Annotated in this window: 15 protein-coding genes; 4 read left to right on the top strand and 11 right to left on the bottom strand. The window is 65.7% G+C overall.

Annotated elements, in window-relative coordinates; all coding sequences use genetic code 11:
* Positions 1 to 52: 52 nt before the first annotated feature.
* Entirely contained in the window at positions 53 to 1,459 is a 1,407-nt protein-coding gene (locus tag IEV87_RS04525; RefSeq protein ID WP_188478341.1) for a protein adenylyltransferase SelO, read from the bottom strand.
* Between IEV87_RS04525 and IEV87_RS04530 the strand changes: the two genes are divergently transcribed.
* Positions 1,459 to 2,457 carry a hypothetical protein gene (locus IEV87_RS04530; protein WP_188476476.1) on the top strand — a complete coding sequence of 333 codons (999 nt, stop codon included), beginning with the start codon at positions 1,459 to 1,461 and terminating at the stop codon, positions 2,455 to 2,457. The genes IEV87_RS04525 and IEV87_RS04530 overlap by 1 nt on opposite strands.
* A 1-nt stretch (position 2,458) precedes the next feature.
* On the opposite strand, the gene IEV87_RS04535 is transcribed toward IEV87_RS04530, so the two are convergent.
* The 3 genes from IEV87_RS04535 to IEV87_RS04545 all read right to left on the bottom strand — a co-directional run bounded on the left by IEV87_RS04535 (position 2,459) and on the right by IEV87_RS04545 (position 4,545).
* Complete coding sequence (locus IEV87_RS04535) at positions 2,459 to 2,905, bottom strand: GNAT family N-acetyltransferase (RefSeq protein ID WP_188476477.1); 447 nt, start codon at positions 2,903 to 2,905, stop codon at positions 2,459 to 2,461.
* The gene (locus IEV87_RS04540; protein WP_188476478.1) at positions 2,902 to 3,840 is read right to left on the bottom strand and encodes a nucleoside hydrolase; all 939 of its coding nucleotides are present in this window, start codon (positions 3,838 to 3,840) and stop codon (positions 2,902 to 2,904) included. Before IEV87_RS04540 ends, IEV87_RS04535 begins: the two co-directional genes overlap by 4 nt.
* A gap of 78 nt (positions 3,841 to 3,918) precedes the next feature.
* The gene (locus IEV87_RS04545; RefSeq protein WP_188476479.1) at positions 3,919 to 4,545 is read right to left on the bottom strand and encodes a TetR/AcrR family transcriptional regulator; all 627 of its coding nucleotides are present in this window, start codon (positions 4,543 to 4,545) and stop codon (positions 3,919 to 3,921) included.
* 99 nt (positions 4,546 to 4,644) lie between these two features.
* On the opposite strand from IEV87_RS04545, the gene IEV87_RS04550 reads away from it, so the two are divergent.
* Positions 4,645 to 5,214, top strand: coding sequence for a carboxymuconolactone decarboxylase family protein (locus tag IEV87_RS04550; protein WP_188476480.1), 570 nt, complete (start codon positions 4,645 to 4,647; stop codon positions 5,212 to 5,214).
* Between the two features lie 283 nt (positions 5,215 to 5,497).
* On the opposite strand, the gene IEV87_RS04555 is transcribed toward IEV87_RS04550, so the two are convergent.
* Both IEV87_RS04555 and mazG read right to left on the bottom strand, forming a co-directional pair.
* Complete coding sequence (locus IEV87_RS04555) at positions 5,498 to 6,508, bottom strand: Fe(3+) ABC transporter substrate-binding protein (RefSeq protein WP_188476481.1); 1,011 nt, start codon at positions 6,506 to 6,508, stop codon at positions 5,498 to 5,500.
* Between the two features lie 79 nt (positions 6,509 to 6,587).
* Complete coding sequence (gene mazG / locus IEV87_RS04560) at positions 6,588 to 7,406, bottom strand: nucleoside triphosphate pyrophosphohydrolase (protein WP_188476482.1); 819 nt, start codon at positions 7,404 to 7,406, stop codon at positions 6,588 to 6,590.
* A 64-nt stretch (positions 7,407 to 7,470) separates the two neighbouring features.
* On the opposite strand from mazG, the gene IEV87_RS04565 reads away from it, so the two are divergent.
* Together IEV87_RS04565 and speB are read left to right on the top strand one after the other, a co-directional pair.
* Positions 7,471 to 8,634 carry a M20 aminoacylase family protein gene (locus IEV87_RS04565; protein ID WP_188476483.1) on the top strand — a complete coding sequence of 388 codons (1,164 nt, stop codon included), beginning with the start codon at positions 7,471 to 7,473 and terminating at the stop codon, positions 8,632 to 8,634.
* Between the two features lie 3 nt (positions 8,635 to 8,637).
* Complete coding sequence (speB, locus tag IEV87_RS04570; protein ID WP_188476484.1) at positions 8,638 to 9,603, top strand: agmatinase; 966 nt, start codon at positions 8,638 to 8,640, stop codon at positions 9,601 to 9,603.
* Between the two features lie 58 nt (positions 9,604 to 9,661).
* On the opposite strand, the gene IEV87_RS04575 is transcribed toward speB, so the two are convergent.
* The 5 genes from IEV87_RS04575 to yajC are packed head-to-tail and all read right to left on the bottom strand — an operon-like array spanning position 9,662 to position 13,687.
* Positions 9,662 to 10,015 (bottom strand): Mth938-like domain-containing protein, encoded by a 354-nt coding sequence (locus IEV87_RS04575; protein WP_188476485.1) that lies wholly within the window; start codon positions 10,013 to 10,015, stop codon positions 9,662 to 9,664.
* 11 nt (positions 10,016 to 10,026) lie between these two features.
* Entirely contained in the window at positions 10,027 to 10,779 is a 753-nt protein-coding gene (locus IEV87_RS04580; protein ID WP_188476486.1) for a sulfite exporter TauE/SafE family protein, read from the bottom strand.
* A complete protein-coding gene (secF, locus tag IEV87_RS04585) occupies positions 10,772 to 11,740 on the bottom strand; it encodes a protein translocase subunit SecF (protein WP_188476487.1) in 969 nt (322 codons plus the stop codon). The genes IEV87_RS04580 and secF overlap by 8 nt, the downstream gene beginning before the upstream one ends.
* A 1-nt stretch (position 11,741) precedes the next feature.
* Positions 11,742 to 13,373 (bottom strand): protein translocase subunit SecD, encoded by a 1,632-nt coding sequence (secD, locus tag IEV87_RS04590; protein WP_188476488.1) that lies wholly within the window; start codon positions 13,371 to 13,373, stop codon positions 11,742 to 11,744.
* Between the two features lie 23 nt (positions 13,374 to 13,396).
* Positions 13,397 to 13,687, bottom strand: a complete 291-nt coding sequence (gene yajC, locus IEV87_RS04595; RefSeq protein WP_188476489.1) for a preprotein translocase subunit YajC — start codon at positions 13,685 to 13,687, stop codon at positions 13,397 to 13,399.
* Between the last annotated feature and the right edge of the window lie 49 nt (positions 13,688 to 13,736).

Here is a 13,736-nt window from a genome sequence, read left to right on the forward strand (position 1 = left end):
CCTTGCCCTGTCGTCACGTCGGGAGATGTCGGAGCCAGTGGTTCACAGGTCCTCAGGTGCCGCAGAACGTGGCGGTGACGACCTCATGCTGCGCCGGCGGCGCGGCGAGAGTATCATCCGCCGGCGCGTCGTAGGGCGTGGCGAGCGCGGCGGCGAGGGTTTCGAAGGGGGTCATGTCGCCTTCGACCGCGGCGGCGATCATCTGTTCGACCCGATGGTTGCGCGGGATGACCGCCGGATTGGTGCGCATCATCAGGGAGTGCGGATCGGGTTCCTCTGCCAGCCGGTCGTGCCAGCGCGCGGTCCAGTCCAGAAACGCCTCCCGGTCGGCGATCTGGTCTTTTGCGTCGTTGCCGGGAAGGGCACGGAAGGTGTTGGTGAAATCCGACGCCCCGGCCTGCATCAGGGTGAGGAGATCGTCGATCAGCGCGCCGTCCTCGGGCCGGGGGGTCGTTATGCCGATCTTGGCCGCGAAGACCCGCAGTCGCTCGGCTTCGATCCGGTCGGGCATGGCGTGCACGGCTTCGGTGAAGGCAGGGATCGCGGCTTCGGGATCCGGCATCAGAAGCAGCAGGGCCGAGGCGAGCTTGGCCATGTTCCACGGCAGAATCCGGGGCTGGTTGGACCAGGCGTAGCGTCCGTGGCGGTCGATGGAACTGAACACGGTATCCGGGTGGTACGCGTCCATGAAGGCACAGGGGCCGTAATCGATGGTCTCGCCCGAGATGGAGGTGTTGTCGGTGTTCATGACGCCATGGATGAAGCCGAGCCCCATCCACTGCGCAACCAGGCGGGACTGGCGCGCGATAACGCCGTTCAGGAAATCCAGCGGGTTGGCGGCCTCGGGGTCGTGACGCGCGACCGCGTGATCGTAGAGCGCCTGCAGGGACTCCTTGTCGCCCCGCGCGGCGAAATATTCGAAATGGCCAACGCGCAGGTGGCTGGCAGCGACGCGGGTCAGGACCGCGCCGGGCAGGTCGGTTTCCCGGCGGATGACCTCTCCGGTCGCGACGGCGGCGAGGGCGCGGGTGGTGGGGACGCCAAGGGCATGCATCGCCTCGGACACCGTGTATTCGCGCAGGACGGGGCCAAGCCAGGCCCGCCCGTCCCCGGCGCGGGAATAGGGCGTGGGGCCGGAGCCCTTGAGCTGGATGTCCCGACGGTGGCCGTGGCGGTCGACCACCTCGCCAAGCAGCAGCGCCCGGCCGTCACCGAGGGAGGGCGAGAAGCCGCCGAACTGATGCCCCGCATAGGCCTGGGCGAGGGGGGCGGCGCCATCGGGTACGGTGTTGCCGGCAAAGACTGCCGCGTCCGGCGGACCCGCGATGCCAAGCTCCTCGGCCAGCGCCGTGTTCCAGGCAAGCAGGCGGGGCGCTGCCACCGGCGTCGGATCGAGCCGGGTGAAGAGCGTCGCGGGCAGGCGGGCAAAGCTGTTGTCGAAGGGGATGTTCACGTGCAGTGTGGCTCTTGGTGTCTGTCTGCGAGGAGTCTGGGGTGGTTGTTCGACATTACAAGGTCAGGCGTGGAGACAGCGTCTATCAGATCATGAACGATTTGTACGGCCGGACAACGGCGACCAGGAATCGGGATGAACTGAGCAAATTCGTCCTGATGCACAATCCCAAGATCAAGTCGCTCGACCTGGTCTATCCGGGGCAAGTCATCATCATGCCTGAACCGGCAACGCTTCAGACCCCGGGGACCGAAACCGGTTCCGCTCCAGTCCGGCTTTCGGATGACGAGATTGCGATGCATTCGAACCTCGCACAGGAGGTCGAGGCATCGGAACCGGCCGTCCAGTCGCTGCTGTTCGCTCTGGGACACAGGATGGTCAGCGGAAGCCCGGATGACTTCGCGCTCACCGCGGCGATCACGGCGCTCAAGATGCGGCCCAAGCTGCAAGAGATCATCAAGGAATATCGCGGTCACCAGTCGGGGCTGACGAAACCGTCGAGCTACGGCAATCTCCGAACGAGGAATATCCGGACCATACGCCGGACATCCGGCGCGCTGGAGAAACTGTTCTTCACGGATGTCGCCGAGGCCTTTTCCCCGAAATCGGCGAACCTCTCGTTGCGTGTGGACCGGACTGCCAAGGGGGTGGAGAGGGCCCGCAGCTACGTGAAGTATTCGAAGAGCCTGAAGCGGGTCGCGATTGGTGGAGGGGCCGCGTTCGTCGGCCTGAAGGCCCTGAGTATCGCAAGCGCCCACGACGCTTACCAATCCGCCGATACCAAGGCCGAAAAGATCGGCATCGTCGCCGACTATGCGGGCAGCCTTGCGGCCGGAGTTGCCATGACCCTTCTCGTCACGACTCCCGTGGGGTGGGTCGGGATCGTCGGGGTTGTGGCGGGATCCGCCATCGCCTCCGCAGCGGCCGGCGCCGCGGCCGAAACGATTGCCGAGGGCGTGTTGGCCGACAACTGGCAGTGGCCCTGGGAGCAGTTCCTGGACTAGCTCAGAACTTCCGCGTCATCAGAAGGTAGTCGTGACGGGGCTGGAAACCGGCGCGCTTGTAGGCCTCCTGCGTCTTGATCGCGACGCGGGAGACCTCGAGATGGATCGCCTTCAGCCCGGTGGCGGAAAGCGTCTTGGGGAGATGGGTAAGCACCTCTGTCCCAAGCCCGCGGCCGCGCACGGAGGGGCGGATGTAGAGTTCGTCGACAAAGCCGTCCATGCCGCCGAACTCCACCGACCAGCCGAAGGAGATCACCACGTATCCGATCGGTGCGCGGGCCGGGCCGATCAGCCAGGCTGCGCCATGAGGGGAGCCTTCGAGTAGCGGCGTGAGCGCGGCGAGGCGTGCGTCCTCGTCTACCGGAATGCCCGCTTCCTCGTGGAAGGCGCGGACGAGGGGCAGCAGGCGGGTCAGGTCGTCCGGCGTTGCCAGATTGATCGCGGTCACAGGCGGGCCAGCCTTTCGGTCAGCAGGTCGAAGAAGCCCTGCGCGTCGATGTCGCCCATGAAGAGCGCGTTCTTCGGACGTTTCGTGACGCCCCACCAATCGGCCACGGTCATGCCCATGGTCAGTTCCGACTGCGTCTCGATCTCCACGTTGATGCGGCGGCCCGAGAACAGGTCGGGCCGGATCAGGTAGGCGGTGACGCAGGGATCGTGCAGCGGTGCGCCGTCGGAGCCGTATTTCTCCTTGTCGAAACGCTCGAAGAAATCGGTCATCTCGGCCACGGCAATGCCGACCTTCGTGCCAAGCGCCCGGAAGGCTTCGTTCCGTTCGGGGGTCACCAGCGCTCTGTGCGTGACGTCGAGCGGCATGACGACAATCGGCGCGCCGGATTTGAACACGATTTCAGCAGCCTGCGGGTCGACGTAAATGTTGAATTCGGCGGCCGGGGTGATGTTACCGACCTCGAAATAGGCCCCGCCCATGAGCACGATTTCCTGCACCTTCTCGACGATGTCGGGCGCGCGCTTGAAGGCGGCGGCGATGTTCGTCAGCGGGCCGAGCGGGCAGAGCGTCACCGTGCCTTCGTCGTGATCGCGCAGGGTGTCGATGATGAAATCGACGGCGTGCTGGTCCTGCAGCGGCATCTTCGGATCGGGCAGTTTCGGGCCGTTCAGCCCCGTCTTCCCGTGGACATGTTCGGCGGTGACAAGTGCGCGGCCGAGCGGGCGGTCACAGCCGGCAAAGACCCGGGTGTCGGGCTTTCCGGCCAATTCGCAGACGATGCGGGCGTTCTTCGCGGTCAGGTCGAGCGGGACATTGCCGGCGACGGCAGTGATGCCAAGCACCTCGATCTCCTCGGGGCTGGCCAGCGCCAGCAGAATGGCGACGGCGTCGTCCTGTCCGGGATCGGTGTCGATGATGATCTTGCGCGGCATCTGGCCCCCTTTTCGCGTCGCGGCACACTGGCGCGGGGCGGGGCGGATGTCCATGGGGTCGTGGGGGAATGGCGGCGTCTAGTCCGCAGGACGCGCGAACCCGATCAGGTCGAGCAGACGGCGGGACATCTGCCACAGTTCCTCCTCCGTCGCGCCGGACTTTGACCAGGTCGAAAGGCCCGCGAGATGTGACAGGATCAGGTTGCCTGTCGCGGCCGCATCGGTTCCGGCGGGCAGTTCCCCCTCGTCGACGGCGCGGGCGATCAGCGCCTGCATGAGCCTGCGTGATCCTTCGAAGTTCCGCTTCACCGTGTCAGTGACCGGCGTGTCCATGGCGAGCAGTTCGCCAAAGCTGTTCATCGCGAGACAGCCGCGCCGGGCCGGGTCACCGCCCATGGTCCGGCATGCGGCGCGAAAAAGCCGGTCGAAGGCGTCGCCGACGCGGGTTTCGCCGGGCAGGTCGTAAAGCAGCGCGGCGGGGGCGTCGGAATTGTAGGTCAGCAGCGCCTCGAGAAAGATCGCGTCCTTGCTTTCAAAGGCGTTGTAAACGCTGGCGCGGGTGAGATTGGCCGCCTGTGCGATTTCGCTCAGCGACACGTCGCGGTACCCGCGGGTCCAGAACAGGTCCTTGGCCAGCGCGACGACGTCGTCCCGCCGGAAAGTGGCAGGGCGACCGGGGCTGCGGGGAACGGCTGCTTGCGTCATGAGGGCGTTCTACAGGTTTTATACAGGGGTGTAAATAATCGTTGCGCGACTCATTTTAGACAGATACGTCTAAAATTGGTTTCAACAGGGAGAATGACGATGACGAGGTTTACCAGCTACACGCTCGACACGGTGCCGGACCGGTCGCGGGAGGCCCTGGAGGGAGTGGTCCGGAAGTATGGAGAATTGGTCAATGTCTACGCGGACATGGCCGAAAGCCCGCTGCCGATCGAGATCTACGGGATGGCGCAGGACATGGTGATGAAACGCGCGACGCTTGGTCCCGTGAAGGCAAACCTTGCACAGCTGGCGATCAGCGTGGAACATGCCTGCCAGTTCTGCGTGCCCGCGCACAGCTGGGCCGCCAGTGCCGTTATCAAGACCGATCCCGAGATCGTGGCGGCTGTGCGGGACGGGCGCGACGGGCCGGATGCGGAAGTCAACGCGATGGTGCGTTTCGTCCGGCTGCTGGTGCGGCACCGGGGCCATGTGCCGGAGGCCGAGATCGACGCCTTCCTTGCGGCGGGCGGCACGCGCGAGCAAGTGTTCGAATTGCTTTGCATCGTGGCCTTCAAGACCATCACGAACTACACCTCCGCGCTCGCCGGGACAAAGCCGAACGAAAGGATGATGCCGTTCGCATGGGAGGGGGAAGCGGTTCCGACGTGAACCGGGCGGAGCCGGAGGCGACGGCGGCGCGCCGGGCTCCCGTTGCGCCCGATGTCTTGCGCGCTACGTCATCCTCGGATTGGATCCGAGGATCTCGCGCTGTGCGTGGACGGGAGCCGGGGCGATCAAACTGCCGTGAGAGATCCCCCGGTCAAGCCGGGGGATGACTGGGCGAGAGTTGCGACGGGTTCTGTCCCCGATCTCGTTCCTGATCCTCCCCCCCGGGCGGGGGGAGGGTATCTTATCGCAACGGGCCGGCCAATGGCGGGCCCGCGTGGCCGGTTCAGCCGTCGAAATCGACGGACTGGATGATCTGCAGCGCTTCCGGGCGCAGCTTGGCGAGGTCGGTCAGGTTGACCTCGTCCGGGGTAAAGGTGCCCCAGCTTTTCACCAGCTCGGCCGGTTCGGTGCCCGGCGCGATCGGGAATTCGTAGTTCGCCTCGGCGTAGATCTCCTGCGCCTTGGGCGAGGTAAGGAATTCCATCATCTTGATGGCGTTTTCCTTGTTCGGCGCCGCCTTGGTCAGCGCCACGCCAGAGATGTTCATATGCGCGCCGCCGCCCTCGAAGGTCGGGAAGACGATGCGCACGGAGTCGGCCCATTCCTTCTGTTCCGGATCGCTCAGCATCGCGCCCATGTAATAGGTGTTGCCGATGGAGATGTCGCATTCGCCGGACCAGATGCCCTTGACCTGCGCGCGGTCGTTGCCCTGCGGCTTGCGGGCGAGGTTGGCCTTCACGCCTTCCAGCCAGGTCTTGGTTTCCTCGGCACCGTGGTGGTGCAGATAGGCGGCGACGAGCGCCACGTTGTAGGCATGGGTACCGGAACGGGTGCAGATGCGGCCCTTCCACTTCGGATCGGCGAGATCCTCGTAGGTCGTGACCTCTCCGTCGGCGACGCGTTCCTTGCTGGCATAGACGATGCGGGCGCGGGTGGTCAGGCCCCACCAGTGGCCTTCGGGGTCGTGGAAGGCGGCGGGGACGTTCTGTTCCAGCGTCTCGGACTGAACCGGCTGCGTCAGATCGTTGGCGACCACGTCGTAGATGCGGGCGATGTCCACGGTCAGAACGAGGTCTGCCGGAGAACGCGCGCCCTCGGCCTTCAGGCGTTCGACCATGCCGTCTTCAAGATGGGCGACGTTGACCTTGATGCCGGTTTCCTCGGTGAAGGCGTCTGTCAGCGGGGCCAGCAGTTCGGGCTGCCGGTAGGAGTAGAGGTTCACCTCCTGCGCCATGGCTGGCATGGCGATGGCGGTCAGCGCCGCGATGGCGGGGATACGAATGGCAAAGGTCATGGGGTCCTCCCGGTTGGCTCATTGCATTGCCGCGCTTAAACCCAAGTATTTTGGTCGGGTCAATGTCCGATTCAAAACGTCAGGATTTTTCCGCGCGCTTGGCCTCGTTCCACAGGGTGTCCATTTCCTCCAGCGTGCTCTGCTCCGGCGTGCGTCCCTTCGCGGCGAGGGCCGATTCGATGGCGGCGAAGCGGCGGGTGAACTTGGCATTGGCGCGGCGCAGGGCGGCTTCGGGATCGACGCCGAAGTGGCGGGAGAGGTTGGCCATGACGAACATCAGGTCGCCCATCTCCTCCTCCACCTCATCTGGGCCCAGGTCGTTGCGCGCCTCTGTCAGTTCGGCGGCTTCCTCCTGAAGCTTGGCCAGCACCTGATCGGTGGAAGGCCAGTCGAATCCGACCCTTGCGGCGCGTTTCTGAAGCTTCATCGCCCGCAGCAGGGCCGGCAGGCCAACCGCCACGTCATCCAGCACGCCGTTGGCACCCCGGGCGGCGCGTTCGGCGGCCTTCACCGCCTCCCAGTCCTGTGTCTGCTGTTCCGCCGACTTGTCGCGGCTTTCGTCGCCAAAGATATGCGGGTGGCGGTCGATCATTTTCTGCGCAACTTCATGCGCCACGTCAGGAAAGGCGAAATGTCCTTCTTCTTCAGCCATCTGCGCGTGGAACACGACCTGGAGGAGGAGGTCGCCCAGTTCCCCGCGCAGGTCCTGCATCGCGCCGCGTTCGATGGCATCCGCAACCTCGTAGGCTTCCTCTATCGTGTAGGGCGCTATGGTGGCGAAGGTCTGTTCGATGTCCCAGGGGCATCCGGTTTCCGGGTCGCGCAGGCGGCGCATGATGGCCAGAAGCCGCTGCATCGGGTCGGCGATTGCGGTTGCGGGGTCAATCTCTCTGGTCATCCGGGTGTGCCTGTGGTTGGGATCTGGGGCCAACCTGACCAGCCCGGCCGAAGGAGTCCAGCCGATGCCCGTAATCAACCGAATTGCCGGATATTCCGAGGAAATGACCGGGTGGCGGCGTCATCTGCATCAGCATCCGGAACTGGGCTTTGACTGCGTCCGGACCGCTGCTTTTGTCGCGGAGCGGCTGCGCGAGTTCGGGGTGGACGAGATTCACGAAGGCATTGCGAAGACCGGTCTGGTGGCGCTGATCCACGGGCGGGGCAAGGGGCCGGTGACGGGGCTCAGGGCCGACATGGACGCGCTGCCGATCGAGGAGGTGACCGGGCTCGACCATGCCTCCACCATTCCGGGCAAGATGCATGCCTGCGGGCATGACGGGCATACGACCATGCTGCTCGGAGCCGCCAAGTACCTAGCGGAGACGCGGAATTTCGCCGGCTCCGTCGCGCTGATCTTCCAGCCGGCGGAAGAGGACGGCGGCGGCGGCGGCGTCATGGTGGACGAGGGGATCATGGACCGGTTCGGGATCACGCAGGTCTATGCGATCCACAACGCACCCGGCTTCCCGGAGGGCGTGTTCGTGACCGGTCCGGGGCCGGTTCTTGCGGCGGTCGACACGTTCCATATCCATGTGAAGGGCGTCGGCGGTCACGCCGCCAACCCGCACGAGACGAAGGACCCGATCCCCTGTGCCGTCTCCATCGTGCAGGCGATCCAGACCATCGTCAGCCGGAACCACTATGCGCAGGACGATCTGGTGATCTCCGTCACGCAGATCCACGCCGGATCGGCCGAGAATATCGTGCCCGACAAGGTCTATGTGAACGGCACCGTGAGGACCTTCGACCCGGCCGTGCAGGACATGGTGGAGCGGCGGATGACGGAGATCGTGGCGGGGCAGGCGGCGTCCTTCGGGATCAAGGCGGAGCTGGTCTATGACCGGCATTACCCGGCCACGGTGAACGACGTGGAAAAGAGCGAATTCGCCGCCGAGACCGCGCGCGAGATTGTCGGCGACAAGGTGATCTACAAGGAGGGGCGCGAGATGGGGGCGGAGGATTTCTCCTACATGCTTCAGGCGCGGCCCGGTGCGTTCATCTTTCTCGGGCAGGGCGAGGACGGACCGAGCCTTCATCAGCCGGATTACGATTTCAACGACGCCATCGCGCCGGTCGGTGCGTCCTATTTCGTGCGCCTCGTGGAGCGCGCGCAGCCTGTGGAGTGAGCCATGGCCCTGGAAGATGCCAAGACCAAGATCGACGACGCCTTTACCCGCGAGGACCCGCGCGGGCTGAGCTATGAGAACGCCTTCGCCGGGGCGACATCGTTCCTGCGGCGGAAATACACCAAGGACCTGAGAGGGTTTGACGTGGCGGTCACAGGCGTGCCTTTCGATCAGGCGGTGACGCACCGGACGGGGACGCGGTTCGGGCCGCGCGCGATCCGGGAGGCCTCGACCCTGCAGCCCTACGACCCGCCCTATGGCTGGGGCTTCGATCCGCTGTCGGAGTTCGCGGTGGCGGACTACGGCGATCTCGCGTTCGATTACGCGAAGGTCTGGGAGTTTCCGGCGGCGCTGCAGGCCCACGTGGCCGGTATACTGGCGCAGGATGTGGGAACGGTGGTTCTGGGGGGCGATCACTTCGTGACCCTGCCAATTCTGAGGGCGCACGTGGAAAAGCACGGGCCGCTGGCGCTGATCCAGTTCGATGCACATTCCGACACGTGGCAGGACGACGACATGGAGCGGATCGACCACGGCACCTTCGTCTACAAGGCCGCCAAGCTGGGTCTGATCGACGTGGACCGGTCGGTCCAGATCGGGATCCGGACGGTCTGCGACGACCACTGCGGCATTCATGTCATCGACGCGGCGGAGGTGCATCGGACGGGGCCTGAAGCGGTGGCGGAGAAGGTGCGGGGGATCGTCGGGGATGCGAAGGCCTATTTGACCTTTGACATCGACTGTCTCGATCCTGCCTTTGCACCGGGGACGGGGACGCCGGTCTGGGGCGGGCTGTCCTCGGCTCAGGCGGCGACGATCCTTCGCGGACTGGCCGGGGTGAACCTGACCGGAGGAGACGTTGTGGAAGTTTCTCCGCCCTTCGATCACGGCGGTATCACGGCCGTGGCGGGGGCGCATGTGGCGATGGAGATCCTCTGCCTCTGGGGCTGGACCCGGCGGGCGGGCTAGAGGGGGGCGCTGCCCCCGTCCTGCGGACTCCCCCGGGATACTTCCGGCAAGATGAACGTCAGACGGGCAGAAGGGCGGCGGCGACGCGGCGCCCTTCGGAAAGCAGCACGTTGAATGTGCGGCAGGCGGCCGGGGTCGCCATGGGTTCGACGCCGATCCCGGCGGCGTCCAGCGCGTTGCGGAAGGCGGGGGGCAGGTAGGTCATCTGCTCTCCGGTGCCGATGAAGAGCACGTCGATCTGACCGGCGAGGCCGAGCAGGGGCGAGGTGTCCTCATAGCCGCCCCAGGGCGTCGCGCGGTCTGCGGTGGCGATCACCGGGCCTTCCAGCTTCTCGCCGCCGATACGGAAGAAGCCGGGGCCGTATCCGTCGATCGGACGCGCCCTGCCGTAGTCGATTTCGTTGAGCTGCATGGGATGTTCCTTCAGTCGAGCAGCGGCAGACCCAGGATGACTGCCGCCGCGATCAGGATATAGGCTGCGGTGCGGTAGAGACCCTCGCGCTCCGGCCGGAACAGGCGGCGGCCAAGCACCGTGCCCGCACCGTAGGGGACCAGCATCAGCAGGCCAAGGGGCACCACCGCCCAGGTGACGACGCCCTGCGCGGCCATGAGGGGCAGCAGCAGGACGCTAGTGACGGTAAGGAAGACGAGGGTGCTGGCGCGGCTGCGCACGGCACCGTCACGACCGGCGAGCTGGAAGATCACCACAGCCGGGCCGAGCAGGCCGGTTGCGCCGCCCAGGAAGCCTGCGGCGAGGCCGACACCGGCACGGGTGCGCCGGCCCGGGGTTGCTGCATAGCGCCAGCCGGAGATCAGGGCGACCAGCGTGGCGGAGATCACCGCGACGACCGCCCATCTCAGCGCGGTGACGTCGGCGTGTTTCAGCACCCAGATCCCGGCCGTTGCGCTGAGGCAGGCGGTGACGATCTGCAGGGTGACGGCGGGACGGTCGACCTCTCTCCACGCTTTCGGAACGACGGTGAAGAGCGAGGCGATGGCGGAGACGTTGAAGGAGGCGATGGCGATCTCGAGCGGCACCACCCGCGCTGCCACCGGCAGGAAGATCAGCGCCGCGCCGAACCCGGCAAAGCCGTAGACGACGCCGGCGATGAAGACGGTGACCAGCAGGACGGCAAGCCCGAAGGACGTGACGCCTTCGGGCAGCCAGTCAGGCATCGATATTGGCGAACTGGTTGCCGGTGGTGTCGGTCGGCTTGGACCAGTCGCGCTTCACTCCGAGCCAGAGCACGATGTTCTTGGCCACGTAGACCGAGGAGTAGGTGCCGACGACGATGCCCCAGGTGATCGCGAAGACGAAACCGCGGATCACGTCCCCGCCAAGCGCCAGCAGCGCGATCAGGGCGATCAGCGTTGTGCCGGACGTCATGAGCGTACGGCTCAGCGTTTCGTTGACCGAGAGGTTCATGACGTCCTGCAACGGCATCGTCTTGTACTTCCGCAGGTTCTCGCGCAGGCGGTCGAAGATGACCACCGTGTCGTTGATCGAGTAGCCGATGATCGTCAGCAGCGCGGCGATGGTGGCGAGGTCGAAGCGGATCTGCAGCAGGGAGAAGATGCCGATGGTGACCAGCACGTCGTGGAACAGCGCCGCGACCGCGCCGACGGAGAACTGCCATTCGAAGCGCAGCCAGATATAGATCAGGATGGCCGCAAGGGCTGCGGCCACCGCCAGCACCGCGGTCTGCACCAGCTCGCCCGACACCTTGGGGCCGACGGATTCGACCTGGGTGAAGTGCACGGATTCGTCGACGGTCTTCAGCGCGGTTTCCACGGCGGCGATGGTGTCGGCGGGCAGGCTTTCCTCGCCCTCCTGGGACTGGATGCGGATCATCGCGACATGCTGGTTCGCGTCGAAGGAGGGATCGAAGACCTCGGAGATCGACACGTCGCCAAGGCCGAGCGGATCGATGGCTGCGCGGTACGCGCCCACATCGACGGCCTGTTCGGACTGGGTGCGCAGTGTCGTGCCGCCGCGGAAGTCGATGCCGAAGTTCAGCCCGACGGTAAGCCAGAGCGCCAGCGAAGCGATCATCATGACCACGGAGAAGCCGAAGGTCACGGTGCGGTACTTGAAGAAGTCCCAGTTGGTCTGATCGGGTACGAGTTTCAGGCGCATGTCAGACCTCGATCGTTTTGGGGCGGGCGCGGTCGAACCAGGTCACGATCAGCAGCCGCGTCACGAAGATCGCGGTGAAGACCGAGGTCAGGATGCCGATGCCAAGTGTCACCGCAAAGCCGCGCACCGGGCCGGAGCCGAGTACGAAGAGGATGAGCGCGATGATGAAGGTGGTGATGTTCGCGTCCACGATGGCCGAAAGCGCGCGTTCATAGCCAAGCTCGATCGCGCGGGCAGGGCCCTTGGCGGATTTCATCTCTTCCCGGATACGTTCGAAAACCAGCACGTTGGCGTCCACCGCCATGCCGATGGTCAGGACGATGCCGGCGATGCCGGGCAGAGTGAGCGTGCCTCCGATCAGGGAGAGCAGGCCGAAGATCAGGGCGACGTTGAACATCAGGGCGATGTTGGCAAACAACCCGAACAGCCCGTAGGAGGCGAACATGAAGACCAGCACCGCGCCGCCCGCGACGAGGCAGGCGATCTTGCCGGCCTGGATCGAATCCGCGCCAAGTTCCGGTCCGATGGTCCTCTCCTCGAGGAAATCGAGGCCGGCGGGCAGGGCGCCCGCGCGCAGCAGCACGGCAAGGTTGGTGGAGCTTTCGACGGTGAAGTTGCCGGTGATGATCCCGGAGCCGCCGGCGATATGGCTCTGGATCACGGGGGCGGAGATGACCTCGTCGTCGAGAACGATGGCGAAGGGGCTGCCGATGTTGGCCGCCGTGTAGTCTCCGAACTTGCGCGCGCCACCGGGGTTGAAGCGGAAGCTGACCGCGGGCCGCCCGTTCTGGTCGAAGGAAGGCTGGGCGTCGACCAGTTCCTCGCCGGTGACAACGGGACTGTCCTCGAGAACGTAGAATTCGCCGGGTTCGTCCACGGAGGGCAGCAGCATGTTGCCGACTCCCGGCGCGGCGTTTTCGTCGCTGGTGCGGCGCACGACGGGCTGGAACGTCAGCTGCGCGGTGGTGCCGATGATCGCCTTGAGTTCGGCCGCGGAACCGACGCCCGGGACCTGGATCAGGATCCGGTCGGTGCCCTGACGCTGGATGGTGGGTTCGCGGGTGCCGACCTCGTCGATGCGGCGGCGGATGATTTCGAGCGACTGCTTCACGGTGCGGTCGTCGGTGGCAAGCCGCTCTGCCTCGGACAGGCGCACGGTCAGCAGGTCGCCGTCGCCCGAGACCTCGATATCGGACTGCCCGGCGCCGGTCAGACTGACGACCGGGCGGGCGATGTCGCGGACGAGGCGCAGGGCCTCGTCCATGGCGTCGGGGTTGGCGATGCGGATGCGGAGTTCGTCGGCGGGGCCGTCCTGCAGCCGGATGGTGCCGACGGTGTCGCGGGCTTCGCGCAGGCGGGTGCGGATTTCGGGCCAGAGCCCCTTCATGCGGGTGGCATAGACATCCGCCACCTTGACCTCGGCCAGCAGGTGCGCGCCGCCGCGCAGGTCGAGCCCGAGGTTGACCAGCCCGGAGGGCAGGTAGTCGGACCAGCCCTCCGCCGGTTCGCCGGCAGCGACGGCGTCGTTATAGCCCTCGACCCGCGAATAGAAGGCATTGGGCAGCGCCAGCAGCAGGCCAAGCGCCACCAGCCCCCAGATGAGAAGACGTTTCCACAGGTCGATCTGCAGCATGCTCGGGCCCCTTTGCCGTCAGATCAGCTGGCCTCGGCCGGTTCGGTCTTGGATTTGACATCTGCCAGGGTCGACTTGATCACGCGGACCTTTACGCCCTCGGCGATCTCGACCTCGACCTCGCCGTCCTCGCGCACCTTGACCACCTTGCCGATGATGCCGCCCTGGGTGACGACCAGATCGCCGCGCCGGACCGCGTTCACCATCGCCTGATGATCCTTCAGCTTCTTCTGCTGCGGACGGATCAGCAGGAAATACATGATCGCGAAGATCAGGATGAGCGGGAGAAACTGGGCGATTGCGCCACCTTCCATGGAACGGTTCCTTCTGTTCGGCGGGCGGCCCGCGATTGTTGGCGGAACC

This window comes from Primorskyibacter flagellatus, from assembly GCF_014638275.1.
Taxonomy (GTDB): Bacteria; Pseudomonadota; Alphaproteobacteria; order Rhodobacterales; family Rhodobacteraceae; genus Pseudooceanicola; species Pseudooceanicola flagellatus_A.

What these genes read in the sequence shown, in the direction of transcription:
- IEV87_RS04540 (WP_188476478.1), bottom strand. Translation starts at nt 3,840, where the DNA reads ATGCCGCGCAAGATCATCATCGACACCGATCCCGGACAGGACGACGCC.
- IEV87_RS04545 (WP_188476479.1), bottom strand. Translation starts at nt 4,545, where the DNA reads ATGACGCAAGCAGCCGTTCCCCGCAGCCCCGGTCGCCCTGCCACTTTC.
- IEV87_RS04550 (WP_188476480.1), top strand. Translation starts at nt 4,645, where the DNA reads ATGACGAGGTTTACCAGCTACACGCTCGACACGGTGCCGGACCGGTCG.
- IEV87_RS04555 (WP_188476481.1), bottom strand. Translation starts at nt 6,508, where the DNA reads ATGACCTTTGCCATTCGTATCCCCGCCATCGCGGCGCTGACCGCCATC.
- mazG (WP_188476482.1), bottom strand. Translation starts at nt 7,406, where the DNA reads ATGACCAGAGAGATTGACCCCGCAACCGCAATCGCCGACCCGATGCAG.
- IEV87_RS04565 (WP_188476483.1), top strand. Translation starts at nt 7,471, where the DNA reads ATGCCCGTAATCAACCGAATTGCCGGATATTCCGAGGAAATGACCGGG.
- speB (WP_188476484.1), top strand. Translation starts at nt 8,638, where the DNA reads ATGGCCCTGGAAGATGCCAAGACCAAGATCGACGACGCCTTTACCCGC.
- IEV87_RS04575 (WP_188476485.1), bottom strand. Translation starts at nt 10,015, where the DNA reads ATGCAGCTCAACGAAATCGACTACGGCAGGGCGCGTCCGATCGACGGA.
- IEV87_RS04580 (WP_188476486.1), bottom strand. Translation starts at nt 10,779, where the DNA reads ATGCCTGACTGGCTGCCCGAAGGCGTCACGTCCTTCGGGCTTGCCGTC.
- secF (WP_188476487.1), bottom strand. Translation starts at nt 11,740, where the DNA reads ATGCGCCTGAAACTCGTACCCGATCAGACCAACTGGGACTTCTTCAAG.
- secD (WP_188476488.1), bottom strand. Translation starts at nt 13,373, where the DNA reads ATGCTGCAGATCGACCTGTGGAAACGTCTTCTCATCTGGGGGCTGGTG.
- yajC (WP_188476489.1), bottom strand. Translation starts at nt 13,687, where the DNA reads ATGGAAGGTGGCGCAATCGCCCAGTTTCTCCCGCTCATCCTGATCTTC.